At 67.8% G+C, this 22,586-nt stretch carries 25 protein-coding genes and 1 tRNA gene; 6 read left to right on the top strand and 20 right to left on the bottom strand.

Annotated elements, in window-relative coordinates; genetic code table 11:
* The 3 genes from MJO54_RS10785 to MJO54_RS10775 all read right to left on the bottom strand — a co-directional run bounded on the left by MJO54_RS10785 (window position 1) and on the right by MJO54_RS10775 (window position 3,643).
* Complete coding sequence (locus MJO54_RS10785; RefSeq protein WP_046283677.1) at window positions 1-687, bottom strand: chymotrypsin family serine protease; 687 nt, start codon at window positions 685-687, stop codon at window positions 1-3.
* Window positions 688-703: 16 nt separating this feature from the next.
* On the bottom strand, window positions 704-1,123 hold the full coding sequence (locus MJO54_RS10780; RefSeq protein WP_133164946.1) for a hypothetical protein: 420 nt from the start codon (window positions 1,121-1,123) through the stop codon (window positions 704-706).
* Between the two features lie 354 nt (window positions 1,124-1,477).
* Window positions 1,478-3,643: a PGRS repeat-containing protein gene (locus MJO54_RS10775; protein ID WP_165797856.1), complete on the bottom strand. Its 2,166-nt coding sequence runs from the start codon at window positions 3,641-3,643 to the stop codon at window positions 1,478-1,480.
* Window positions 3,644-3,969: 326 nt separating this feature from the next.
* On the opposite strand from MJO54_RS10775, the gene MJO54_RS10770 reads away from it, so the two are divergent.
* Window positions 3,970-4,452: a hypothetical protein gene (locus tag MJO54_RS10770; protein ID WP_133164945.1), complete on the top strand. Its 483-nt coding sequence runs from the start codon at window positions 3,970-3,972 to the stop codon at window positions 4,450-4,452.
* Between the two features lie 95 nt (window positions 4,453-4,547).
* Here the strand turns inward: MJO54_RS10770 and MJO54_RS10765 are convergent, their stop codons facing one another.
* Together MJO54_RS10765 and MJO54_RS10760 are read right to left on the bottom strand one after the other, a co-directional pair.
* On the bottom strand, window positions 4,548-4,865 hold the full coding sequence (locus MJO54_RS10765) for a hypothetical protein (protein ID WP_234821467.1): 318 nt from the start codon (window positions 4,863-4,865) through the stop codon (window positions 4,548-4,550).
* Between the two features lie 206 nt (window positions 4,866-5,071).
* Complete coding sequence (locus MJO54_RS10760) at window positions 5,072-5,590, bottom strand: pyridoxal-phosphate dependent enzyme (RefSeq protein WP_434006606.1); 519 nt, start codon at window positions 5,588-5,590, stop codon at window positions 5,072-5,074.
* 25 nt (window positions 5,591-5,615) lie between these two features.
* Between MJO54_RS10760 and MJO54_RS10755 the strand changes: the two genes are divergently transcribed.
* Both MJO54_RS10755 and MJO54_RS10750 read left to right on the top strand, forming a co-directional pair.
* Complete coding sequence (locus MJO54_RS10755) at window positions 5,616-5,951, top strand: GNAT family N-acetyltransferase (RefSeq protein WP_234783338.1); 336 nt, start codon at window positions 5,616-5,618, stop codon at window positions 5,949-5,951.
* Window positions 5,952-6,065: 114 nt separating this feature from the next.
* On the top strand, window positions 6,066-6,209 hold the full coding sequence (locus tag MJO54_RS10750) for a hypothetical protein (RefSeq protein ID WP_165797851.1): 144 nt from the start codon (window positions 6,066-6,068) through the stop codon (window positions 6,207-6,209).
* Between the two features lie 277 nt (window positions 6,210-6,486).
* On the opposite strand, the gene MJO54_RS10745 is transcribed toward MJO54_RS10750, so the two are convergent.
* The 3 genes from MJO54_RS10745 to MJO54_RS10735 all read right to left on the bottom strand — a co-directional run bounded on the left by MJO54_RS10745 (window position 6,487) and on the right by MJO54_RS10735 (window position 7,398).
* Window positions 6,487-6,786, bottom strand: a complete 300-nt coding sequence (locus MJO54_RS10745; protein ID WP_133164944.1) for a hypothetical protein — start codon at window positions 6,784-6,786, stop codon at window positions 6,487-6,489.
* 286 nt (window positions 6,787-7,072) lie between these two features.
* Window positions 7,073-7,234 (bottom strand): hypothetical protein, encoded by a 162-nt coding sequence (locus MJO54_RS10740; RefSeq protein ID WP_165607713.1) that lies wholly within the window; start codon window positions 7,232-7,234, stop codon window positions 7,073-7,075.
* A gap of 87 nt (window positions 7,235-7,321) precedes the next feature.
* A tRNA-Pro gene (locus tag MJO54_RS10735) sits at window positions 7,322-7,398 on the bottom strand.
* A gap of 183 nt (window positions 7,399-7,581) precedes the next feature.
* Between MJO54_RS10735 and MJO54_RS10730 the strand changes: the two genes are divergently transcribed.
* A complete protein-coding gene (locus tag MJO54_RS10730; RefSeq protein WP_240175967.1) occupies window positions 7,582-9,237 on the top strand; it encodes a patatin-like phospholipase family protein in 1,656 nt (551 codons plus the stop codon).
* A 5-nt stretch (window positions 9,238-9,242) separates the two neighbouring features.
* Here MJO54_RS10730 and MJO54_RS10725 read toward each other — a convergent pair whose 3' ends face one another.
* Window positions 9,243-10,025 carry a sulfite exporter TauE/SafE family protein gene (locus MJO54_RS10725; RefSeq protein WP_105295375.1) on the bottom strand — a complete coding sequence of 261 codons (783 nt, stop codon included), beginning with the start codon at window positions 10,023-10,025 and terminating at the stop codon, window positions 9,243-9,245.
* A 60-nt stretch (window positions 10,026-10,085) separates the two neighbouring features.
* On the opposite strand from MJO54_RS10725, the gene MJO54_RS10720 reads away from it, so the two are divergent.
* Window positions 10,086-10,520, top strand: a complete 435-nt coding sequence (locus MJO54_RS10720; protein ID WP_240175902.1) for a hypothetical protein — start codon at window positions 10,086-10,088, stop codon at window positions 10,518-10,520.
* 9 nt (window positions 10,521-10,529) lie between these two features.
* On the opposite strand, the gene der is transcribed toward MJO54_RS10720, so the two are convergent.
* Genes der through MJO54_RS10690 form a run of 6 tightly spaced genes read right to left on the bottom strand, consistent with a single transcriptional unit; the run spans window position 10,530 to window position 15,882 of the window.
* Window positions 10,530-11,936, bottom strand: coding sequence for a ribosome biogenesis GTPase Der (gene der / locus MJO54_RS10715; RefSeq protein WP_240175901.1), 1,407 nt, complete (start codon window positions 11,934-11,936; stop codon window positions 10,530-10,532).
* Window positions 11,933-12,625 (bottom strand): (d)CMP kinase, encoded by a 693-nt coding sequence (gene cmk, locus MJO54_RS10710; protein ID WP_046285713.1) that lies wholly within the window; start codon window positions 12,623-12,625, stop codon window positions 11,933-11,935. The genes der and cmk overlap by 4 nt, the downstream gene beginning before the upstream one ends.
* Window positions 12,622-13,377 (bottom strand): pseudouridine synthase, encoded by a 756-nt coding sequence (locus tag MJO54_RS10705; protein ID WP_064889015.1) that lies wholly within the window; start codon window positions 13,375-13,377, stop codon window positions 12,622-12,624. Before MJO54_RS10705 ends, cmk begins: the two co-directional genes overlap by 4 nt.
* Window positions 13,377-14,180, bottom strand: coding sequence for an SMC-Scp complex subunit ScpB (scpB, locus tag MJO54_RS10700; RefSeq protein ID WP_082957329.1), 804 nt, complete (start codon window positions 14,178-14,180; stop codon window positions 13,377-13,379). The genes MJO54_RS10705 and scpB overlap by 1 nt, the downstream gene beginning before the upstream one ends.
* Before the next feature lie 14 nt (window positions 14,181-14,194).
* The gene (locus MJO54_RS10695) at window positions 14,195-15,028 is read right to left on the bottom strand and encodes a segregation/condensation protein A (protein ID WP_046285715.1); all 834 of its coding nucleotides are present in this window, start codon (window positions 15,026-15,028) and stop codon (window positions 14,195-14,197) included.
* A complete protein-coding gene (locus MJO54_RS10690; RefSeq protein ID WP_024442037.1) occupies window positions 15,025-15,882 on the bottom strand; it encodes a ParA family protein in 858 nt (285 codons plus the stop codon). Before MJO54_RS10690 ends, MJO54_RS10695 begins: the two co-directional genes overlap by 4 nt.
* A 112-nt stretch (window positions 15,883-15,994) precedes the next feature.
* On the opposite strand from MJO54_RS10690, the gene MJO54_RS10685 reads away from it, so the two are divergent.
* Complete coding sequence (locus MJO54_RS10685) at window positions 15,995-16,750, top strand: O-methyltransferase (protein WP_065039238.1); 756 nt, start codon at window positions 15,995-15,997, stop codon at window positions 16,748-16,750.
* 89 nt (window positions 16,751-16,839) lie between these two features.
* Here the strand turns inward: MJO54_RS10685 and xerD are convergent, their stop codons facing one another.
* The 5 genes from xerD to steA all read right to left on the bottom strand — a co-directional run bounded on the left by xerD (window position 16,840) and on the right by steA (window position 22,536).
* Complete coding sequence (gene xerD / locus MJO54_RS10680; RefSeq protein ID WP_064889013.1) at window positions 16,840-17,796, bottom strand: site-specific tyrosine recombinase XerD; 957 nt, start codon at window positions 17,794-17,796, stop codon at window positions 16,840-16,842.
* Window positions 17,793-18,416, bottom strand: coding sequence for an NUDIX domain-containing protein (locus tag MJO54_RS10675; protein ID WP_065153508.1), 624 nt, complete (start codon window positions 18,414-18,416; stop codon window positions 17,793-17,795). The genes xerD and MJO54_RS10675 overlap by 4 nt, the downstream gene beginning before the upstream one ends.
* Complete coding sequence (pyrG, locus tag MJO54_RS10670; RefSeq protein WP_046285719.1) at window positions 18,409-20,217, bottom strand: CTP synthase; 1,809 nt, start codon at window positions 20,215-20,217, stop codon at window positions 18,409-18,411. The genes MJO54_RS10675 and pyrG overlap by 8 nt, the downstream gene beginning before the upstream one ends.
* A 140-nt stretch (window positions 20,218-20,357) precedes the next feature.
* Window positions 20,358-21,317, bottom strand: a complete 960-nt coding sequence (locus tag MJO54_RS10665) for a copper transporter (RefSeq protein ID WP_046285720.1) — start codon at window positions 21,315-21,317, stop codon at window positions 20,358-20,360.
* 37 nt (window positions 21,318-21,354) lie between these two features.
* Window positions 21,355-22,536 (bottom strand): putative cytokinetic ring protein SteA, encoded by a 1,182-nt coding sequence (gene steA / locus MJO54_RS10660; protein WP_105294878.1) that lies wholly within the window; start codon window positions 22,534-22,536, stop codon window positions 21,355-21,357.
* Between the last annotated feature and the right edge of the window lie 50 nt (window positions 22,537-22,586).

The following is a 22,586-nucleotide window of genomic DNA, read 5'->3' as shown; positions in this document are numbered from 1 at the left end:
TCAGCTCCCGATCGGGACGAAGCCGCTGCCGGGTCCTTCGCTGGCGTTGACGTCGTCGAGGATTGCGTTGAATTTCGTCAAATACGTCAGCGGCCTCGGAAGCGAATACTTGCCGCCTAGCGTCATGCCGCCCGCGTAGACCATGCCGACCAGCAGGCCATCCATGGTGACCGGGGCGCCCACATCACCGGGGTCAAACTGCGCCAACAGATTCACCCGCGGCCCGAAGGGAGTCGTGATGCGGCCACAGAGGCCAGGGGTGGCAGGTCCCCACTTGCACACCGCCGAATCGAACTGCGGTTCTGGGCCTAACCCATTGATCGCAATACCGGCGTAGTCCGATACCGGGATCAGGTCGGGCGCATCGAACTTGATCAGCGCGTAGCGAAGGTCGCCGTCGACGGCCACGACGGTGCCCACCGTGGAGTCTCTTCCCACGACCGCGACGGCAGCCCCTGGTCCCCCGCACTGCGCTCCGGTGAAGCCCACCACGTCACCAGCCCGATCACGCCCGATCGTGGTCAAGGTGCAGTAGCTGTTTCCGTCAACGACGATGGCGGCCCCACCGCCCAGGATCACCATCGCAGCCGCGGGCGGGGCGACCGGTAATCCGGTGCCGAAAAGAAGTGCGAAGGTGAGGGCGAGGCGCCAACGAGCGAACTGCAAGGCGTTTCCCTTCAAGTTCATCGAACGAACGGCCCTATCAACTTCCGATTGGCACGAATCCGCTGCCCGGTCCGTCACCGGCGTTGACGTCCTCCAGGATCGCCCTGAATTTTGTCACGTATGTGACCTCCATTGGTGGGCTGTATCTGCCGCGATAGATGAGGTTGCCGCCGTAGACCAGGCCGACCAGACGACCGTCCATCGTTACCGGGGCACCTACATCGCCCACCTCAAATTGGCCAACCATCGGCACGTCGGGCCAACCGTCACGCCAAACGGAATTGCAGATACCAGGGGTTGCAGGTCCCCACTTGCACACCAGCGAACCGGCCACCGGGTCTGCACCAATGCCGTTGATCACGGTGCCGGCATAGTCAGACACCGGAATCAGGTCGGGCGCATCGAACTTGATCACCGCGTAGCGAAGGTTGCCGTTGACGGCCACCACGGTGCCCACGGTCGTATCTGTTCCCGCGATCGCGACCTCAGCCCCTGGTCCACCGCACTGCGATCCGGTGAAGCCCACCACATCACCGGCCCGATCACGCCCGATCGTGGTCAAGGTGCAGTAGCTGTTTCCGTCGACGACGATGACAGCCCCACCGCCCAGGATCACCATCGCAGCCGCGGGCGGGGCAGCGGGTAAGCACGTGCCGAAAAGCAGTGCGAGGGCAGCGACAAGCCGCCGACCAGCGAATTGCAAGGTGCCCCTCCATTCGATTCAGCTGAGGTCGCGCCCGAACATCCGTTGGCTAGCAACGCTGTCGGTACGCAGGGCTCCGCCCAGACCGGTAGTCAGCCCTGCTTACGGTCAGTCGTTTGGGTTCGGGCCGGATGCGCCGTCGGTGCCCGGTGTTCCGGGTGTTCCGGGTGTTCCGTCGGAGCCGCCGTTGCCACCGTCACCGCCGGGGTCCAGGCTGCCGTTGCCACCGTTGCCACCGTTGCCGCCGGCACCGTTGCCGTTGGGGCCGACCTGGCCGCCGTTTCCACCGTGGCCACCAGTGCCGCCGGGCGAACCCAGCGGGCCGTTGCCACCGTTGCCTCCGTTGCCACCGACGCCGCCGATACCGCCGTCGGCGCTTCCGCCGGTCCCGCCGGTCCCGCCTTGGCCATAGGGTCGTTCGCCGGTCTCAATTCCCATACCACCGCCGCCGTTGCCGCCATCGCCGCCGTTGCCACCTTGGCCTCCGGTGCCGGCACCGCCGCCGCCACCACCGCCGCCACCGGAACGTGCCCAGCCGGCGGTGCTGTTGCCTTCTCCACCCTTGCCGCCCGCGCCGCCGACGCCTCCGTCACTGGCGCCGCCGTTGCCGCCTGCACCACCGTTGCCGCCGTCGCCGGTAGAGCCCAGACCGGTGCTAGCGCCATCGCCGCCCGCACCACCGTGGCTGGCAGTCCCACCGTCGACGCCATCACCACCAGCACCACCGTTGCCGCCGTCGCCACCGCTGCGGCCGCTGCCCAGAAGGCTGCTTACGCCGCCAGCGCCACCGTTGCCACCGGCCCCGGCGATGCTGCCGGCGCCGCTGGCCTTACCACCATCGCCGCCATTGCCACCCGCGCCGCCGTCACGACCACTGCCTATAGCGGCGCCGATACCGCCGCTACCACCATGACCACCGTTGCCCGCGGTGCTGCCGACACCGTCAGCAGAGCCACCGTTGCCACCGTTGCCACCAACCGCGCCATCACGGCCGCTGCCCAAGGCGCTGCCGGGGCCGCCGAGTCCACCGTCACCACCATTACCGGCTGTGCTGCCGACACCGATAGCCGCTCCGCCATTGCCACCGTTGCCCCCGACACCACCATCGCGGCCACCACCCTGGGCGCTGCCGGCGCCACCTCGACCACCGTCACCACCATCACCGGCGGTGCTGCCATCACCGGAAGCCGCACCGCCATTGCCACCGTTGCCACCGGGGCCGCCATCGAAGGTTCCTTGGCCGAAGACAAAGATGCCGCCCTTACCGCCATCGCCGCCGTTACCAGCGACACTGTCGGGGCCGTTGGTAGCACCACCGTCTCCGCCATTGCCGCCAGCGCCGGCGTCTCTACTCAGCCAATAGCTGGCCTGACTGCTGTTGCCGCCGTCACCGCCAAGGCCGCCGGTACTGCCGACTCCGTCAGCGCTGCCGCCGTTACCACCGTTTCCGCCGTTGCCGCCGGCGCCCCCGACGGCATACACGCCCGGCGCGCGACCGCTGGCGCCGCCGTTACCCCCGGCGCCACCGGTGCCACCATCGCCGACCGAGTTGCCGCCATTGCCACCGTCACCGCCGTCGCCGTTGGTACTGAACAACATTCCGCCACGACCACCGGCGCCGCCGTTGCCACCGTCACCCGCATGGAGGCCATCGAGGCCCGCGCCACCGTTACCGCCTGCGCCACCGTTGCCCATCCAGTTGGCGGCACCACCGACACCGCCATCAGCCCCGGCACCACTATCGCCACCCGCGCCGCCGTTGCCCAGCCAGCCACCGGCACCGCCAGCGCCACCGGCCACGCCGTCTTCGGTACTGCTCCAACCGATTCCGCCGTCACCGAAGATCCAACCCCCGTTTCCGCCATCGACATTGGTCTCGGTGCCATCAACGCCGTTGCAGACCAGGCCGCAGGCGCCACCGAAAGCGAACAGCGGGTTGACGAAGTCGTTAACCATTGAGCCGAAAGGACTCTCAATCCAGTCCTGCATCGCAGCGTGCAGTGGCAGATAGACGTCGTTCTGGAACCAGTCGGCAAAGTCAGTACCGACAGCCGCACCCGCTACATCATCGCCATTGAACAACGTCGCAAGGTCGAGCGTCCAAGCCGAGTCCGAGCTGTCCCAATAGCCGGGCTCGAATACCGCACCCCACGCGGCCGGGTCCAGCAGGTCGGCCATGAAGTCCTCGAAGTCGGCGTGCGCCGCCGGAGCCAAGCCGAACGCGGCCAAAGCTCCAACAGACGCGCCTGCAGCGGCCACCCGTCGCGCCGACACGGACCCGTTTTCCTTAAGCCAACCTGAGATCTTCACGGCAACTGCCTATCACGGAAGGGAGTGAACCGCCATTCGAACGCAGCCCGCGAGAACGCAACCGGGACGAGAAACGCCGGACCACCAGCAAGAACAGTGAAGTCCGTAAATCGTCGTACGCGAATACGGTTACCTCATGACGGGCGCGGTCCTGCGGGTGCTGACGAGCAGATTGACCACGCGGCCGTCTACGTGCAAGCCGTGTAGCTCGATGCCCGACTCCGCCGAGTACACGCACGCCCCCGCACAAGTCGAGTTCGTTCATCTCAAGTACCCAGGAGACTGAAGCAGTGTCGATTCGGTTCGGTGCTTATCGTCGGGCATTGATAATTTTGGTAGCGGCGACCGCTGCCATCGCCACCGCCGCTGCGATCTGGTCCTACCTGTCGACGTCGAAATTCGATAGCGGATCTATGGGCGACTACGGCCCGCAAAAACAACAGGACTGGGCCGAGCGATTGGTAACTGGGTTGAACACCCGTGATGTGAACCAGGTTCCAGTCCTGCGCGCCAACGGCCAGCTATCAGACGCGCAGAGAAAAACTGTCGAGTCCGCCATGCCAGCTTCAGGCTGCCACTATGAATTGCTGGCAGTGGCCGATCGCGGCGAGCAGGGGCGCAGGCCAATCCCGGGACTAAGCACTGAGAACTCGGCCTACAGATTCGACATGAATCTGAACGAACGGTGCTCAGGAGTGACCCGAACTCGGGTCCTGGGCGTCATGTCCATCGCCGAAATGGGCTACTGGGAACCGTTTTACTTCACGGTCTAGGAGCATGCCAGCCAAACCGGATAGGACGACCCGCAAGCAACGTGCCGGCGCGCCACCATTATCGGTTCCAGTAGTTCTGCAATGCGCGCGGTCCTCTACCGAGCCGGCACCTGTTCCCCGGCGGATGCGCCAGCCATCGCGTCCAATACCCGATCGATGAACCGGTCGGCATGAGCACGAAGACTGTCGTTCGTGTGTTGGGTCGTGTCGACCTCGATCGGGTCCCCCGCTGCGAAGTGCACCCGCATTGCACGCCGGTACGTCCGCTCCCCGAAACCGTCCGCCGAACCAAAGGCTTTGACGTCGACCCCAGCGACCTGGCTCAGCGGCCGGATCACCGCAGCCAGGTCCTGCTCCTCCGCAGCGTCGGCGATGTAGACCAACTGTCCGATCGCCTGCCTGTCGATCCACACAAGACGGCACCGCTGATCTGGCAGCTTCTCGCGGGCGAAGCCTTCAACCGGCCATCGCCTAACCAGCTCGCCGATCTGCTCAACCACGATCCTGGGCGGCCGCGACCAGTCCGGGAATACGTCCCTGGCTATCTGCCGGAGTTGTTCTTCATTGGCCATGGACGTCCGAGTAGCCCCCATCGAACGACGGTCGCCGGCTGGCGCGGTTACCGTCGCCCTACCCTTTGACCTCTGTCGCGCTTACAGGTTTTGAACCTGTGACCGTCGCGGAGTTGATCGGCACCGAACCCATGCCAGAAAGTTAACAGCACTTCTGGGCTGCTGCCACTCATCCCAAGGAGGCCGCGCGAACCCACTGTCCGTAGGCGTCCAGATCGACGTTGTTGCCACACACGATGGTGCATCCGCATCCCGGCGATGATCGAAGCCTCCTGGACCAGGATCGCGTCATTGGCGACCAGGAGCAGATCCGCCAGAACATCTGGGATCGGAAAGCGACCGGCAACGGCGTCGGCCATCGTATCGGTCGAGTCGGTGGTCACGACGCGGCGTTGCTGCCACGAACAAGTCATCGCCGGTGCGCCAGCCGGCTGAATGCAGATCACCTCGACCTCGGGTGCGAAATCCTTCACGATGTGGCCCACACCGGTGGCCAGCGCCCCGCCGCCGAGAGCAATCAGGACGGCGTCGAAAGACGGTGCGGTGTCAACCAGTTCCAGGCCGATAGTCGCGGCGTCCTCGCAGGTCTCAATGTCCAGGCTGTCCTACGTGTGGACGCCGTCCGGCGAACGCAGAGTCATGGCCTATTTCGCCATCTGCCCCACCGACGTGGTGCGCAGCGACGACGGCGTCTCGGGCTCCATGGCCGCCGGCTACTCCCGCATCCCCGGATACCTGATCGCTCGCCTGGCCATCGACACATCTCTGCGCGGTCAGAGGTATGGCGAGCAGTTGCTCCTGGACGCACTGGGCAAAGCCGTCGCCGCATCGGAGATCGGTGGTGGCCGACTCATCGTCGTTGATGCCATAGACGACGAAGCACAGTCCTTCTACGAGCACTACCGCTTCATTCCCGTCCGCACGTGAGCGTCGTCTGGTGATGAAGGTGTCTACGGCGGCGAAAGCGCTCGGAGCGCAGTGGCGGGAGTAGTCCCTTTCGCCGAGAATTTGCTGCACCACGGAGATGGCCACTCTGGCTGGATGCCAGCGATCAAGAGCTACTGGCGCAAGGATATGAACCGGGCCGACGCGCCCTACCTCCCGCTGACACAGGAGATTGTTGATGCCCATCTGCGGGGCGAGGCGCATATCGTCCTGGCTCCGCTCAGCAGACCCAACCTCTAGCCCACATCAGCGGGTGGTTAAGACGTCGTCCCCCTACAGGCTGCCTGGCGTCCCTTCGGGAACCTTGGGGCCGCCCGGCAGCCAGTTACACGGTGTCCAGTGCTGCCAAGCCTGGAGCGCGCACTGTTGCTCAGGCGTGAGCGGGCCGGGGCCGGCGCACGCCGGCAATCCCGGTCCGTCGCATATCGGTGCGGGATCGGCCGACGCAGACGGCATGACAAACAGCGCACCGCCCGCGACGACGAGTCCCGAGAGCGTTAAGACCACTCGTTGCATGTCAGTTCCTTCCCATCCCAAGTGACACCGTCGGTGGCGTCATCAGCCCCAGGCCTGCGGGGAGCGCCGGCCGCTCCCCGGCTCGACGTGCGATGAGCGTCTTGTGCTCCCAGTCCGCTCGCAACGCCAGCGCCCGCCGACGCCGGTACCCGCGATCCACGACGTAGGCGACGGCCCCGAGCGCGCCGACGACCAGCAGCCACGGAGTTGCGGCGACGACGAGCGGGGGCCGCAATGGCGATGACAGCGACGGCCACCGGGTGGCGGTCGATCCATGTTCCGCGCGAGCAGGACGACTCAAGGCCGCAGCGCAGGCATGTGTGAGCATCCATTTCTTACTCCCTCATTCGGGAAACTACGCCGTAGACCCGACACTCGCGGCGGTTTTTCGAGGACATCGGCCCCGCCAGCTCAACCTGAGATGACGGCGCCGATGTGGATCATCCCCCGTTCAGCCATTCCATCGATCCGCAAGCCAAACCACATTCTCGACCGGATCGACTCGCTGGCGAGCGCTGAGGATCGCCTCCGATAGATCGGCGAACGGACGCAGCTCGTCAACCGGCCAGCTTGTCCCGCGGAGTGCATCACCGGCGCGGCGGATGCGGCGCCGAACCTGCCCCTCGCTGACCAACACCTCCGCCGTCGTCGCCCGGCAGCGCATTCATCTCGACGGCGGCGGCCACGAGGTCTGCGACCAGCTGGCGGGCCTCGTCGGCGTAGATGCTGGACGGGGACGGGAAGGGCACAAGGCGTCGCCGGGGAGGACTCCCTTGTTAAGAGCCACGCCGCATGTTGTGCGCTTGTTGCGCGGACCTGCGTTTCCGCTGGTCAACTGGTCGGGCTGACAGGATTTGAACCTGCGACCACTTGACCCCCAGTCAAGTGCGCTACCAAACTGCGCCACAGCCCGCCACCGCCGAACATCTCCGGCAGCAGGTCGAAATGCTACCGCACGCCCGCGCGTGTCCCGAATCCGCGTGACGACACCTCGACCGCGTAGGCTCGCCACGCGGGACTGCCTCCCCTCGGCAGCGCGACTACCCCTCAGGAACCACCACTTATGCAGCTTCCCCCCTCGCAGCAGTGGTCGGCCATGCCCGACCCCACGGACCCCATAGACACCCCCAAGACCAGCGCCGACTCGGCCGTCACCGACGAAGTTGTCGACGTCGTCGACACCGGCGACACCATCTTGCTGCTGCAGAAGATGGAGAATCGCCTCATCCGGCACACGCTGCGCCGGCCCGACGTGCTCAACGCCGAGCAGCTGCGCCGGCTGCGGTATCTGCTCAACTTCGCCCGGCTCGACGATTTCGAGCCCGGTGCCGCCGGCCCGGGCGGCGCCCGCGGCCGCGGTGATGTCTCGGTCGGCGCAGAGCTGGCCGGGTGGCGGGCCAAGGTGGCCGACGCGCTGCGCGGCCCGCTGCGCGAGGAACGCGACCCGGTGATGGCATTGGTCGCCGCCCGCGACACCCTGGGCGCGCTGACCGCCGAGCAGGACGAGCAGCGCCGCCTGCTGGCCGAACGGCACGGCAACGACTTCTCCCTGGCCGAGCTCGATGCCGAGGTGGGCCACAAGAAGCTGGTCACCGTCCTCGGTGGTGGGGGCGGCGCCGGCTTCGTCTACATCGGCGGCATGGAGGCCCTGCTGGAATCCGGGGCGGTGCCCGACTATCTGATCGGGTCCTCGTTCGGTTCCATCCTGGGCTCGGTCGTCAGCCGCACCCTGCCGGTGCCGATCCACGAATACATCGAGTGGGCCAAGACGGTGTCGTTCCGCGCCATCCTGGGCCCCGAGCGGCTGCGCCGCCGCCACGGCCTCACCGGTGTGTTCTCCTTGAACTTCGATCTTTTCGCCGACGCGATGTTCCGCCGCGACGACGGCGCGCCCATGAAGATGTCGGATCTGGCCATCCCGTTCGATGCCGTGGTGGCCGGGGTGCGCCGCCAACCGTTTGCGGCGCTGCCGGGGCGCTACCGCAACCAGCGCCTGGCCGGCCTGCAGCTGCGGTCCTTCCCCTACCTGTCGATCGGCCTGGGCCCGCAGGTGGCGACGCGGATGTGGCAGACGGCCGCGTTCATCGACCCGCGGGTGGTGACCCCGATCGTGATCGGCGGGGACAACCCCGATCGCGACGTCAATGTCGTTGACGCAGCATCGTTCTCGTCGGCGATCCCCGGGGTGCTGCACCACGAGCCCAAGGACCCGGCGATGGAGCCGCTGTTCGATGCGCTACTGGCCGAGCACGACGTCGGCGCCCTGGTCGACGGGGGCGCGGCCAGCAATGTGCCCCTGGAGCTGGCCTGGAAACGCGTCCGGGCCGGCCGGTTGGGCACCCGCAACGCCTGCTATCTGGCCTTCGACTGCTTCCATCCGCAGTGGGATCCCAAGCACCTGTGGCTGGTGCCAATCACCCAGGCGATCCAGTTGCAGATGGTGCGCAACGCGCCCTATGCCGACCATCTGGTTCGGTTCTCCCCCACGTTGTCGCCGGTCAACCTGGCGCCGTCGGCGGCCACCATCGACCGGGCCTGCCAGTGGGGACGCAAGAGTGTCGGGCATGCCATTCCGGTGGTTTCGGCACTGCTGCAACCGGTCTGGTGGGAAGGCAGCGAGCCCGCGGTGGTGACGCCGAAGGCGCCCGCCCAACCGGAGCACCCGCACGCCGCGTCGATGAATGAGGTGATGGCCTCGGCCCGGGCACCGCGCAGCCGCTGGGAGCGGTGGCGCAGGCAGAACCCGGCCTGAGCCGGCTAGACCGTCAGCAGCCGGTAAAGCCCGATCAGGCCGACCACCAGGATCACTGCGCGCAGCGCGTTCGGGGACAGCCGGCGCCCGTAGTGACCGCCCAGGTATCCCCCGATCAGTGAACCGACCGCGATCAATCCGGCTGCCGGCCAACTGATCCGGCCGAACGCCGTCACCATGTAGGCCACCGCGGCGACCACGTTGACGATCAGCACCAGCAGGTTCTTCGCGGCGTTCATCCGCTGCATCGACTCGGGCAGCAGCACCCCCATCACACCGACCAGCAGAATTCCCTGGGCCGCAGCGAAATAGCCGCCGTACACACCGACGACGAAGGTGCCGATCACCAATGCCGTCAGTCGGCCGCTGCTGAGCTGGTCGGTCGAACGGCCCTCGGCGGCCGCGCGACGCTGCGCCACGGCCTGGATCTTCGGCCCGATCACCACCAGCGCCAGGGCGCCGACCAACAGTGCCGGCACGATTCGGTTGAACACGCTTTCGGGCAGGTGCAGCAGCAGATACGCGCCGAGTACCGCGCCCAGCAGCGATCCCGGTATCTGCCAGCGCAGCCGATCCCACTGGCCGCGCAGTTCGCGGCGGTAGGCCCAGGTGCTGGAGATGCCGCCGGCCACCAGGCCGATCGCGTTGGAGATCGTCGCGGTCAGCGGGGCAAAGCCCAGCGTCACCAGGGTCGGGAAGGTGATCAGTGTGCCGGAGCCGACCAGTGCGTTGATCGCCCCGGCGCCCACCCCTGCCAGCAGGATCAACACCATCTGCGATACCGACATTTGCAGCACCCTACGCTGGTCGTGCGCAGGGCTAAGGCAGCCCAGCGGAGAGGTGAGGCAATGATCGGCATGACGGGAAAGCGGGCTGTTGGTGCTGTCTGCGGGCTGCTGTTCGCCCTCGGGGCGCCGCCGGCGGCCCAGGCCGCCCCGGAGGTGCCGTCAGGCCCGTACGCCTTCACCGCCCAGCACGGCCCGTCGCAGCGGACTGCGACGTGGACGTTCACCCCGTGCGGCCCGACGTGCACCACCGTCGACGCCGAACGCTGGCTGCAGAACGCGGAGTTTCATCTCAACGGCGGCCGCTGGGAGTACACCGGGCGGGGCAGCATGGACTGCCCGGTGGATCACACCCCGCTGCCGGTGTCCAAGACGGTCAGCTTCGATGCGGTGACGCTGGCCGGGCAGTGGACCACCGCCACCCTGGAACCGTGTGGTCGAGGACCGGCCGGCGGCGTGGTCGGGCAGTGGGATTTCCAGCTGACTAAATCCGGCTAACTCAAGAAGTCAGCGAGAACGCTTGGGGCCGCGCTTCTCTCGCACCCGCACATTGATGCGGATCGGGCTGCCCTCGAATCCGAACGTCTCACGCAGTTTCCGCTCCAGGAACCGGCGGTAACCGGCCTCTAAAAATCCCGACGAGAACAACACAAACGTCGGCGGACGCGAGGTCGCCTGGGTGGCGAACAGGATGCGCGGCGCGCGGCCGCCCCGCGCCGGCGGCGGCGTCGCGGCGACCACCTCTTTGAGCCAGTTGTTGAGCTGGCCGGTGGAGATCCGCTTGTCCCAGGACGCCAGCGAGGTCTCCAGCGCGGGCACCAACTTCTGCACGGCGCGACCAGTTTTGGCCGAGATGTTGACCCGCGGGGCCCACGCCAGCCGGGCCATGTCCCGATCGATCTCTTTGTCCAGCACGTAACGCCGGTCCTCATCGACCAGATCCCACTTGTTGTAGGCCAGCACCACCGCCCGGCCCGCCTCGACCACCATCGAGATCACCCGCTGATCCTGCTCGGTCAGCGGCAACGACGAATCGACCAGCACGATCACCACTTCGGCGGCGTCGATAGCCCCGTGAGTGCGCACCGAGGCGTAGAACTCGTGGCCGCTGGCCTGCCCCACCTTGCGGCGCAGCCCGGCGGTGTCGACGAAACGCCAGATCTTGCCGTCCATCTCGATCAGCGAGTCGACCGGGTCGACGGTCGTGCCGGCCACGTCGTGCACCACCGAACGCTCATCGCCGGCCAGCCGGTTCAGCAGCGAACTCTTGCCCACATTGGGCTTGCCCACCAAGGCCACCCGGCGCGGACCGCCCCCACCGCCGGCGGTTTCGGCCACTTCGGGCAGCTTGGCGATCACCTCATCGAGCAGGTCGGCCACGCCGCGCCCGTGCAGCGCACTGATGCTGAACGGCTCGCCGATTCCCAGCGACCACAGTGCTGCCGCGTCGGATTCGGCCCGCTCACTGTCAACCTTGTTGGCCGCCAAGAACACCGGCTTGCCGGATCGGCGCAGAATCCGCGCGGCGGCCTCGTCGCCGGCGGTGGCGCCCACCACCGCGTCCACCACCAAGATCACCGCGTCGGCGGTACGCATCGCCACCGCGGCCTGCTCGGCCACCAACTGTTGCAGACCCTTGGCGTCGGGTTCCCAGCCGCCGGTGTCTTGCACCACGAAGCGCCGGCCGGTCCACAACGCGTCATAAGACACCCGGTCACGAGTCACCCCGGGCAGGTCCTGCACCACCGCTTCGCGCCGGCCCAGGATCCGGTTGACCAACGTCGACTTGCCGACGTTGGGACGGCCCACCACGGCCACCACCGGCGGTGGGCCGGAGTCCTCGACCAGATCGTCGAAACCGCCGTCTTCGCCGATCTCCCAGTCGCTTTCGTCGACCCAGGTTCCGTCACTCATCGGATCGCCCCGCAATGCTGCTCGACCAGGTCACGCAGATGGTCGACCACCTGCTCCTGGGTCATGTCTCCGGTGTCCACGATCACCGCGTCGTCGGCGGGCCGCAGCGGCGACACCGCCCTCGTGGAATCCAACTCGTCGCGGCGCAACACGTCGGCCAGCACGCCGGCGTAGTCGTCGCGCAGCCCTGCTGCGATGTTCTGGTCATTGCGCCGCTGGGCCCGGGTCTCGGCCGAGGCAGTCAGGAAGATCTTCACGTCGGCGTCGGGCAACACCACGGTGCCCACGTCGCGGCCTTCCACCACCACGCCGCCGCCTTGGCCCGCCAACTGCTGCTGCAGCGCGACCAACCGGGTGCGCACCGCGGGAACCGCGGCCACCGCCGACACCGCGCGGGTCACCTCGTCGCCGCGGATCTCATCCGAAACGTCTTCGTCGCCAAGGAAAGCGCGGTCTCCCTCGGGCTGAGAGTCCACCGAGACCTCGACGCCCTGTGCGACCGCGCCGATGCCGTCGATGTCATCAAGCGCAACGCCGGAACGCAGCACCGCCAGCGTGACGACCCGGTACATCGCGCCGGTGTCCAGATAGCGTGATCCCAGCGCCGCCGCCAAACCCCGGGCGACCGTGGACTTTCCGGTTCCGGCCGGCCCGTCGATGGCGACCACGGCCGCGCGACCCGCGCTCACAGACCGACTGCCTTATACAGTTCGCCGACTTCCTTGCGGGTCAACGCCCGGATGCTGCCGGGGCGCTGCTCCCCCAGTTCAACGGCGCCAATGTCGGTGCGCACCAACTCCTGGACCGGAAATCCGACTGCCGCCAGCATCCGCCGCACGATCCGCTTGCGGCCTTCGTGCAGGGTGACCCGAACCAGCGACTTGCCGGGCACGGTGTCGACCACTGCGAAGTCGTCGACTTTCGCCGGGCCGTCGTCGAGTTCGACACCCTCGCGCAGCTTCTTGCCCAGCCCGCGTGGGATGGCGCCCACCACGGTGGCGATGTAGGTCTTGGGCACCTGATACGACGGGTGCATCAGCCGGTGCGCCAATTCGCCGTCGTTGGTCAGCAGCATCAGGCCCTCGGTGTCGGCATCGAGGCGCCCGACGTGAAACAGCTTGGCGTCACCGCGAACTCGGTGCTCGACGTAGTCGCCGATGCACGGCCGTCCGCGGTCGTCCGACATGGTCGAATGCACGCCGCGCGGCTTGTTCAGCGCCAGGTAGACGCGGGTGTCGTCGACGGTCACCCGGGCCCCGTCGACCCGGATCAGCGCGGAGGACGGGTCCACGCGGGTGCCCAGTTCGGTCACCACCTGACCGTCCACTTCGACCCGGCCGTCGCGAATCATCCGCTCGGCAACGCGCCGCGAGGCGACCCCGGCCTGCGACAGCACCTTCTGCAGGCGCACGCCGTCCTGTTCTTCGTCCGGCCACGCCATCAGAGGTGGTCCACATCGAAGGCCAGCGGCTGATCGCTCGCCGGCGCACCGCCGAGTTTCATGAAACGCGGTTCACTATCCAGGCTTTCACTCAAGTCGTCGATCACGTCGACGTCGGGCAGCAGGGGGGCGATGTCGGGCAGGTCGGTCAGCGACGACAGGCCCAATCGCTCCAGGAACAACTCAGTCGTCGCGAACGTCACCGCACCCGAGTCGGGATCGGTGCCCGCCTCGGTGATCAGGCCGCGCGCCACCAGGGTTCGGATCACCGCATCGACATTGACGCCGCGCACCGCGCTGACGCGGGCTCGCGTCACGGGCTGGCGGTAGGCCACCACGGCCAGCGTCTCCAGCGCCGCACGAGTCAGCTTGGAGCGGGCGCCGTCGAGCAGCAGCCGCTCCACGTACGGTGCGAATCGGGCGCGGGTGTACAGCCGCCAGCCGCCGCCGGCCTCGCGCAAGTCGATGCCGCTGTCGCGTTCGGTGAACTCGTCGGCCATCGTCCGCAGCTTGGCGGTGATCCGGTAGACCGGTTGATCGGTGGCGGCCGCCAGTGCCTCCACGGCCACCGGGGTGTCCACGACCAGCAGCAGCGCCTCGAGCACCGATCCCAGCTCGGCGTCCTCGAGTTCGGGTGCCAGGGCGACGTCGATACCCAGATTGGAGCCCGACGGGCTGGCGGATTCCTCGGCGCCTTCGTGGTCTTCGTGGTCTTCCACAGCGTCGGCAGCCTCAGGTGCCTCAGGTCCCTCAGGTGCCTCGAAATCCTCCGCCACTTCGGAGTCGGGCATGTGGTCAGTCATCAATTCGTCTCGCACTACTCGGCCGATTCTGCTTTCACCAGGTCTACTAGCTCTCCCGAGGTGGGACTCTCCCCGGTCCACGACACCTGGAGCACACCAAGTGGTTCTGACTGCTCAAATGCTACCGCCCGGGCCCGATACAGTTCGAGCAGCGCCAGGAAGCGGCCGACGATCTCGATCGGCATCGAGCAGTCGGCGACCAGTTCGGAGAACGACGCCCACTGCCCCGTGCCGCGGGCCTCCAACAGCCGCAACACCACACCGGCCTGCTCGGGAACCGACACCATCACCTGATGCAGGTGCTCGAGGCCCACCACCGGGGCCGGGCGCGGGGTGAACGCGGCCGCCGCGATCTGGGCGAACGACTCGGCGTCGACACCGATCATCACTTCGGGAAGCAGGTTGGCGAAGTTGTCTTCCAGCGACACCGCACGCGGGTAGCTGCGCAGCGCGGCGGCTTCCAGCTCGGCGAACATCTGCGCGACGTGCTTGAACGCCCGGTATTGCAGCAGCCGCGCGAACAGCAGGTCACGGACCTCGAGCAGTGCCAGGTCTTCTTCGTCGTCGACCTGACCGGCCGGCAGCAGCCGGGCCGCCTTGAGGTCGAGCAGCGTCGCGGCGATCACCAGAAAGGCGGTGGTCTCTTCGAGCTCCAGCTGCGCGCCGACGTCGCGGGTGTAGGCGATGAAGTCGTCGGTGACCTGGTGCAGCGCCACCTCGGTGACGTCGAGCCGGTGCGCGAAGATCAGCTGCAGCAGCAGGTCGAACGGACCCTCGAAGTTGGTCAGCCGGACCTGGAAGCCGCTTGCATCAGCGGGGGCGTCGGCCGTCTCAGTGTCGGCGTTCACGCGCCGAATCGGTCAATGACTTCGCGGGCCAACGCACGATAGGCCTGCGCGCCGCCGGACTTCGGCGCCCAGGTGGTGATGGGCTCGCCGGCGACGGTGGTCTCGGGGAAGCGCACGGTGCGGGTGATGACGGTGTCGAACACCAGGTCGCCGAAGCGCTCCACCACTCGCGACATCACCTCGCGGGAGTTGACCGTGCGCGGGTCGTAACGGGTCAGCAGAATGCCGCTGATCTCCAGCTTCGGGTTGAGCCGGTCGCGGACCTTGTCGACGGTGTCGGTCAGCAGTGCCAGGCCGCGCAGCGAGAAGTATTCGCATTCGGTCGGGATCACCACGCCGTCGGCGCAGGCCAGGCCGTTGACGGTGAGCAGGCCCAGCGACGGCTGGCAGTCGATCAACAGGTAGTCGTAGCGGTCCAGCACCGGGGTCAGTGCCCGCGCCAGGGAATGCTCGCGCCCCACCTCGTTGACCAGCTGGATCTCGGCCGCGGACAGGTCGATGTTGGAGGGCACCAGGTCCAGATTCTCCACCGAGGTCTGCACCAGCACGTCGTCGATACCGACCCGCGGTTCGACCAGCAGGTTGTGCACGGTGTGCGCGAGGTCGTAGTGCGGTACCCCCAGGCCCGCCGACAGCGCGCCCTGCGGGTCCAGGTCGACCAGCAGCACCCGGCGGCCGTACTCGGCCAGCGCGGCCCCGAGGTTGATGGTGGAGGTCGTCTTGCCGACGCCGCCCTTCTGGTTGCACATCGCGATGACCTTGGCCGGCCCGTGCGTCGAACGGGGCTGCGGCTCGGGGATATTCCGCGGCGGACGTCCGGTCAAGCCGACGTCGGGAGTGTCGTCGTCGCTCATGGCCGAACCGGCGTTGTGGTGGCGGACATCCGCAGAAGTCTAATAGGTGACCGGCTCTTGTATTAGCCACATGACCAGTGATTGCGGCGCCGCCGGCCATAGGATCGCATCCATGAGCCTCAAACGACGTCTCCCCTTCCTGCGGTGGTCGTTCCTGCGGATGGCCACCGGTGCGCGCAACATCGTCACGACGGGCCAGATCGGCGACGGCCGCGAGGCCGCAGCGGTCGACTTCGTGCTGGCCAACGCCCGGGCCGGCGACATCGACGACGTGCTCGCCCGAATCGACGAGTTCGCCTACGAGAAGTCTTTGCTGATCAATATCGGCGACGAGAAGGGCCTGCTGCTCGACGCCGCGGTGCAGCGGGTCAATCCGGCGCTGGCGCTGGAGCTGGGCACCTACTGCGGCTACAGCGCGCTGCGGATCGCGCGCGCGGCACCGTCGGCGCGGGTCTACTCGATCGAGTTGGCCGAGGCCAACGCCGCCAACGCCCGGCGGATCTGGGCGCACGCGGGAGTGGCCGACCGGGTGACCTGTGTGGTGGGCACCATCGGCGACGGCGGTCGCACGCTGGACACCTTGACCGCCAAGCACGGCTTTGCCGCCGGCGGGCTGGACTTCTTGTTCATCGACCACGACAAGGACGCCTACCTGCCCGACCTGCAGGCCATCCTCGACCGGGGCTGGTTGCATCCGGGGGCGGTGGTGGTGGCCGACAACGTCAAGCTGCCGGGTGCGCCGCGCTACCGCGAGTACATGCAGGCCCAGCAGGGTTCGCGGTGGGACACCACCGAGCACCGCACCCACGTGGAGTATCAGAGCCTGCTGCACGACCTGGTGCTCGAGTCGACCTACCTGGGCGGATAGCTGGGCGCGACTTTCGGCGAGCAGACGCGAAAACCCCCTCTGAGGGGTCCTTCTTGGGGGCTTTCGCGTCTGCTCGGCGGAAAGGGACCCTAGCGCGCGCGGGGGTGGGCGCCGGCCCACACCTCGCGTAGGGCGTTGACGGTCACCAACGTATAGATCTGGGTGGTGGTCACCGAGGCGTGGCCGAGCAGCTCCTGCACCACCCGCACGTCGGCGCCGCCGTCGAGCAGATGGGTCGCGAACGAGTGCCGCAGCGTGTGCGGTGACACCTTGGCGGTGATCCCGGCCCGTTCGGCGGCGTCCTGCAGCACCTGCCAGGCGCTCTGCCGCGACAGCCGCCCACCGCGGGCGTTGAGGAACACCGCCGCGGTGCCGCGGCTGCGGCCGGCCAGATCCGGACGGCCCCGCACCAGGTAGGCGTCCAGCGCCGCGACCGCCGGCCGGCCGACCGGCACCAATCGCTGCTTGCCGCCCTTGCCGCGCAACAGCACCGACCTGTCCTGAACATCAATATCGTCGATGTCCATTCCCACGGCCTCCGAGATGCGAGATCCGGTGGAGTACAACATCTCCAGCAGGGCGCGGTTGCGCAGCGTCAGCGGTCCGTCAGACTCGCTGTCGCCGCCTGCGCCGGCCAGCAGCGCCGCGACCTCGTCGACGGTCAGGCTCTTGGGCAGGCGCCGCCCCGGTGTCGGCGGCTTGACCGAGCGCGCCACGTCGGCCGCCACCATCCCCTCGGCGGCGGCGAACCGGTGCAGTCCGCGCACCGCGATCAGTGCGCGCCCCGCCGAGACCGCCGACAGTGCCGGCACGCCGTTGTCGGGGTCGCCGCGACGCAGCGCCACCAGAAACTCGGTGACGTCACCTTCGCCGACGCCGGCCAGATCTTCGATCCCGCGGGCCAGCAGATGCTCGCGGTAGCGGCGCAGGTCGCGCCGATAGGAACTCAACGTGTTGGCCGCGACCCCGCGCTCGATGGTCAGGTGGTCCAGATACCCCTGCAACTGCCCGCCCAGCGGACCCACCGGCTGGGTCGCCGCGGTCATGGCCGGTTCTGCCTGGCGGCAAACGCCTTGGGCCGATCGACCCACTCGGCGTCGGTGTCACGCAGCTCGGCGAAGCCCTGACTGTGCACAAAAGCGGCCAAGATCCCCGCCACCGCAATGGCATTGACGATCTCGCCGGAGAACACCATCCGGGCCGCCTCGGCGAGCGAATACCACTCACACGTGAGATCGGCCTCTTCGTCGTGGGCCTCCGGGCGGCCCACCTCGGTCAGGCCGGTGGCCAGATACACCCGCACCGACTCATCGGAAAAGCCCGGCGTGGAGTCCAGGTCCACCAGAACCTGCCAGGTGGTCGCGGTCAGACCGGCCTCCTCCACCAGCTCGCGACCGGCCGTGACGTGCGGCGGCTCGCCACCGACATCGAGCAGGCCGGCGGGCAGCTCCCACAGCCGCCGGCCCAGCGCGTGGCGGTACTGGTAGATCAGCGGGATTCGGCCGTCGGTGTTCACGGCGACCACTGCCACCGCCCCGAAGTGCTCCACCACATCCCGGGTGGCCGTCGCGCCACCCGGCATCAAGACCTCGTCACGGCGCAGCGCAAAGATCTTGCCGCTGTGCAGCAGCTGCGACGCCGTGGTCTCGAAGACGTGGTCAGCCACGGGTGACGTGTTCCGGCAGCGCTTCTTGCAGTGGGTCGGTCAACGGCTGGGCACTGCCGCCGTGCCCCTCGGCTCCGTTCTGGGCGTCATCGTGATCAGCGGCGTGGGGCTCGTGGGCGTGCTCGGGGATCTCCACCGGCAGGCGCTCGGCGGCCTTGTAGTCCATCGCCGCACCGATGAAGGCGGCGAACAGCGGATGCGCCCGAGTGGGCCTGCTCTTGAGCTCCGGGTGCGCTTGGGTGCCCACCAGGAACGGGTGCACCTCGCGGGGGTACTCGACGAACTCCACCAGCTTGCCGTCCGGGGAGGTGCCGGAGAACCGCAGCCCGCTCTCGGCGATCCGGTCGCGGTAGGCGTTGTTGACCTCGAAACGGTGCCGGTGCCGCTCGGAGACCTCGGTGGCCTGATAGGCCTCAGCCACAATCGAATCCGCTTCCAGCACTGCGGGATAGGCACCCAACCGCATGGTGCCGCCCAGGTCTGCCGTTCCGGCAACCGCCTCCTGCTGGTCGGCCATGGTCGCGATGACGGGGTCGGGGGTGTCGGGGTCGAACTCCGCCGAGCTGGCCTGGGTGACCCCGGCGGTGCGGGCCGCGTCGATCACGATGCACTGCAGCCCCAGGCACAGTCCCAGCACCGGCAGCGCGTGGGTGCGGGCGTAGGCGATGGCGCCGATCTTGCCCTCGATGCCCCGGATCCCGAACCCGCCGGGGATCAGCACCCCGTGCATCTCCCCCAGCGCGGCGGCAGCGCCGGCCGGGGTTTCGCACGCATCGGAGGCCACCCAGTGGATCTCGACCTTCGCGAAATGAGTGAAGCCGCCGGCCCGCAGCGCCTCCGTCACCGACAGATACGCGTCCGAGAGGTCGATGTACTTGCCCACCAAGGCGATTCGCACGGTCTCGTGGGGTTCGTGGACGCGGCGCAGCAGCTCGTCCCACTCGGTCCAGTCGACGTCCTTGAACGGCAGGTTGAGCCGGCGCACCACGTAGGCGTCCAGCTCCTCGCGGTGCAGCACCTTGGGGATGTCGTAGATCGAGGGTGCGTCCGGGGTGGAGATCACCCCGTCGACGTCGACGTCGCACATCAGCGCGATCTTGTTCTTCAGCGCCTCGGGCACCTCGCGGTCGCAACGCAGGATCAGCGCGTCGGGGGTGATACCGATGCTGCGCAGCGCGGCCACCGAGTGCTGGGTGGGCTTGGTCTTCAGCTCGCCGGACGGGGCCAGATACGGCACCAGCGACACGTGCAGGAAGAACACGTTGTCGCGGCCCACGTCGTGGCGGACCTGCCGGGCGGCTTCCAGGAACGGCTGCGACTCGATGTCTCCAACGGTGCCGCCGATCTCGGTGATCACCACGTCGGGGCGCACGCCGTCGGCGTCGGGCTCCGACATGGCCAGGATGCGGCGCTTGATCTCGTCGGTGATGTGCGGGATCACCTGCACGGTGTCGCCGAGGTATTCGCCGCGGCGTTCCTTGGCGATGACCGTCGAATACACCTGGCCGGTGGTCACATTCGCCGAACCGGACAGGTCGCGGTCCAGGAATCGCTCGTAGTGACCGACGTCGAGATCGGTCTCGGCACCGTCCTCGGTGACGAACACCTCGCCGTGCTGGAACGGATTCATCGTTCCAGGGTCAACGTTGAGATAGGGGTCCAGCTTCTGCATAGTGACCTGCAGTCCGCGGGCTATCAGCAACTGGCCCAAGCTGCTTGCAGTCAGACCTTTACCCAACGAGGAAGCAACTCCACCGGTGACGAAGAGATGCTTCGGCTCGGTTTGGGGATGCTTGCGCAATGGTGGCAAAACCAACCTCCGTGACGACGGCGCAGGAACTGAGGGCCTGCCGACCCACGGAATCTCACCCTAACATCGACGCGGCGTCTCGGCTCCAGACACGCCCACCCGCGCCCGGACACGGCCTGTGATACGTCCCGCTATTGCGCCAGGGTGACCGACCCGGCGCCGTGGCCGATGCCGTACTGGCCCGGCTGGCCGCCGCCGATCAGGCTGCTCACTGCCATCACGGTGGTGATCCGGCCCGACTCGATGTCCACGTCGTCGACGGTGCTGATCGTGCCGGCCACCGCGGAGTCGGTGCGCGCCATGGCCACCGCCGCCGTGCCCGACGCCGATCCGTCCCGGCCGGCCAGCACCGTCGCCGCACCGTGCGGGGCCAGTGCCGCGGCGAACCGGGCCACGCTCAAGCCGGCGGTGCCGGCGTCTTCGGGCAGCGCCCCGCCGGTGACCACGATGGCGGCGTTGGCGGCCGGGAAACGCTCTTGGGCGTAGGTGACGAAGCCGGTGTCGCGCAGCGCGGCCAGCACGGTGGCCCGGGCGGCGTCATCGACAGGGGGGACGGGCGGAGCCGGGGGCTCGGGATGGCGCGAGCTGATCAGCAGCGCGATTCCGAGCAGGTCGCCGGCCTGGGCGTCCTGGTCGACCAGGCTGGTGCTCAGTTGGGCGCCCGCCGGCACGATCCCGGACTCCAGCACGGCACGCAGCTTCTCCTCGGCGTTGCCGTCGACGAACTGCTCCGTCAGCGTCACCGTTCCGGTGACGGTTCCGCCGGCCTGCCCGATGATCCGCGCGACCGCCTCGACGTCGCCGTCGGCGGCGTCAGGAGTCCGGAAGATCACCGTGGATTTCCCGGTCAGCGCGTCGTGCACGATCCGGGGTGCCATCTGAGCGTCGAAATCGTTGGCGTTGCGCAGCCTTTCGCTCAGCGCGTTGTGCTGTTCGTGCAGCGCATCGATCTGCTCCCGCAGATCCTGCTTGTCGGACTGCATGCCGGCCATCAACGGACCCGACAACAGTCCAGAACCCAGGACGACGCCGAATACCAGTGCCAGCAGCACTGCCGTCAGCGACATCGCGTGGTAGCGAGGGGTGATCATGGCGGTGCTGACCCCGATCCTTTTGCGTCGATCCCTATTAGGTCACCCAGTGCCGCAGCCACTGCGACAGGTCGTGCCAGTAGTTGCCGAGCCACTCGAGCACCACGGCGTCGGTCCGCGACACCCACAGCGCGACGATGATCGCCATCAGCATGGTCAACACCAGCAGCGCGATCGCGCCGGCCGAGATCCGGTTGCGGTAGAGCGTGGCGACCGCGCGGGCGTCCACCAGCTTCTCGCCGACCTTGAGCCGGGTCATGAACATCGACGGGTTGGTCAGCTGACGGGTCCGGTCGAAGAACGTCTCGATGTTGGCGGTGTGCCCGGCGGTCACCAGCAGGGCCGCACCGTGGTGGTCGGCCAGCAGCAGCGCCAGGTCCATTGCGGAACCGGCCGCGGGGAAGGTCATGGCACCGACGCCCAGGTCCTGGATGCGCTCCAGTCCGGGTGCGTGGCCGTCGGCGTCGGCGGGCAGCACGACCTGCGAGCCGCACCGCAGTACCTCGGCGCTCATCTGGTCGGGGTCGCCGACGATCAGCTGCGGGCGGTAGCCGGCCTTGCGCAGCACGTCGGCTCCGGCACCGACGCCGATCAGCACCGGCTGGTACTCCTTGATGAACGGCTTGAGGCACTTGAGGTCGTCGGTGGCGGTGGCTTCGTCACCGACCAGCACCACGTGGCGACGCCGCAGGTCGACGTCGATCTCGGGGATCCCGATCCCGTCGATCAGCAGCGGGCTCTCGCTGCGGATGAACTCGATGGTGTTGCCGGCGAAGGACTCCAAGTGGGCCACCAGCCCGCTCTTGGCCTCGATCATCATGTCGGCGATCTCGACGTCGCTGCGTTCGACGCCGCGGGCCAGCCGACGGTCGCCGGAGTACACGGCTCCGTTGTGAAGGCGGATCTTGGCGCCGTCCCGGATCTTCTTGAACACCGTGGGTCCGGCTTCGTCGATCAGCGTGACGCCGTTGGCGACCAGCACCTCCGGCCCCAGGTTCGGGTAGCGCCCGGAGATCGATGCCGAGGCGTTGACCACGCCGGCGATCTGGGCTTCGACCAGGGCGTCGGCGGTGATCCGGTCGAGGTCGAGAATGTCGAGGACCACGATGTCGCCGGGGCCAACCCTGCGCAGCAGTCGGTCGATGTCGTGGTCAACCCGAGCCGTACCGACAAGGCCAGGCCGGGCGGTGTTACGAGACAGCAGCGCAGACATCTTCATGGGCGCGATTCTGGCCGGGAAGTCGGGAGAATCGCGGGAGGCGCGCCGTA

Source organism: Mycolicibacter virginiensis, from assembly GCF_022374935.2.
Taxonomy (GTDB): domain Bacteria; phylum Actinomycetota; class Actinomycetes; order Mycobacteriales; family Mycobacteriaceae; genus Mycobacterium; species Mycobacterium virginiense.
This window is presented reverse-complemented; position numbering and strand designations above follow the sequence as displayed.

Bases quoted from the DNA above. Each gene is read 5' to 3' on its own strand.
- MJO54_RS10705 (WP_064889015.1), bottom strand. From the start codon at position 13,377: ATGGCGTGGCCGGACGAAGAACAGGACGGCGTGCGCCTGCAGAAGGTG.
- MJO54_RS10750 (WP_165797851.1), top strand. From the start codon at position 6,066: ATGCCAGCGATCAAGAGCTACTGGCGCAAGGATATGAACCGGGCCGAC.
- steA (WP_105294878.1), bottom strand. From the start codon at position 22,536: ATGAAGATGTCTGCGCTGCTGTCTCGTAACACCGCCCGGCCTGGCCTT.
- MJO54_RS10785 (WP_046283677.1), bottom strand. From the start codon at position 687: ATGAACTTGAAGGGAAACGCCTTGCAGTTCGCTCGTTGGCGCCTCGCC.
- MJO54_RS10665 (WP_046285720.1), bottom strand. From the start codon at position 21,317: ATGATCACCCCTCGCTACCACGCGATGTCGCTGACGGCAGTGCTGCTG.
- MJO54_RS10755 (WP_234783338.1), top strand. From the start codon at position 5,616: ATGTCCAGGCTGTCCTACGTGTGGACGCCGTCCGGCGAACGCAGAGTC.
- MJO54_RS10730 (WP_240175967.1), top strand. From the start codon at position 7,582: ATGCCCGACCCCACGGACCCCATAGACACCCCCAAGACCAGCGCCGAC.
- MJO54_RS10725 (WP_105295375.1), bottom strand. From the start codon at position 10,025: ATGTCGGTATCGCAGATGGTGTTGATCCTGCTGGCAGGGGTGGGCGCC.
- MJO54_RS10685 (WP_065039238.1), top strand. From the start codon at position 15,995: ATGAGCCTCAAACGACGTCTCCCCTTCCTGCGGTGGTCGTTCCTGCGG.
- der (WP_240175901.1), bottom strand. From the start codon at position 11,936: ATGAGTGACGGAACCTGGGTCGACGAAAGCGACTGGGAGATCGGCGAA.
- scpB (WP_082957329.1), bottom strand. From the start codon at position 14,180: ATGACTGACCACATGCCCGACTCCGAAGTGGCGGAGGATTTCGAGGCA.
- xerD (WP_064889013.1), bottom strand. From the start codon at position 17,796: ATGACCGCGGCGACCCAGCCGGTGGGTCCGCTGGGCGGGCAGTTGCAG.
- MJO54_RS10720 (WP_240175902.1), top strand. From the start codon at position 10,086: ATGATCGGCATGACGGGAAAGCGGGCTGTTGGTGCTGTCTGCGGGCTG.
- MJO54_RS10690 (WP_024442037.1), bottom strand. From the start codon at position 15,882: ATGAGCGACGACGACACTCCCGACGTCGGCTTGACCGGACGTCCGCCG.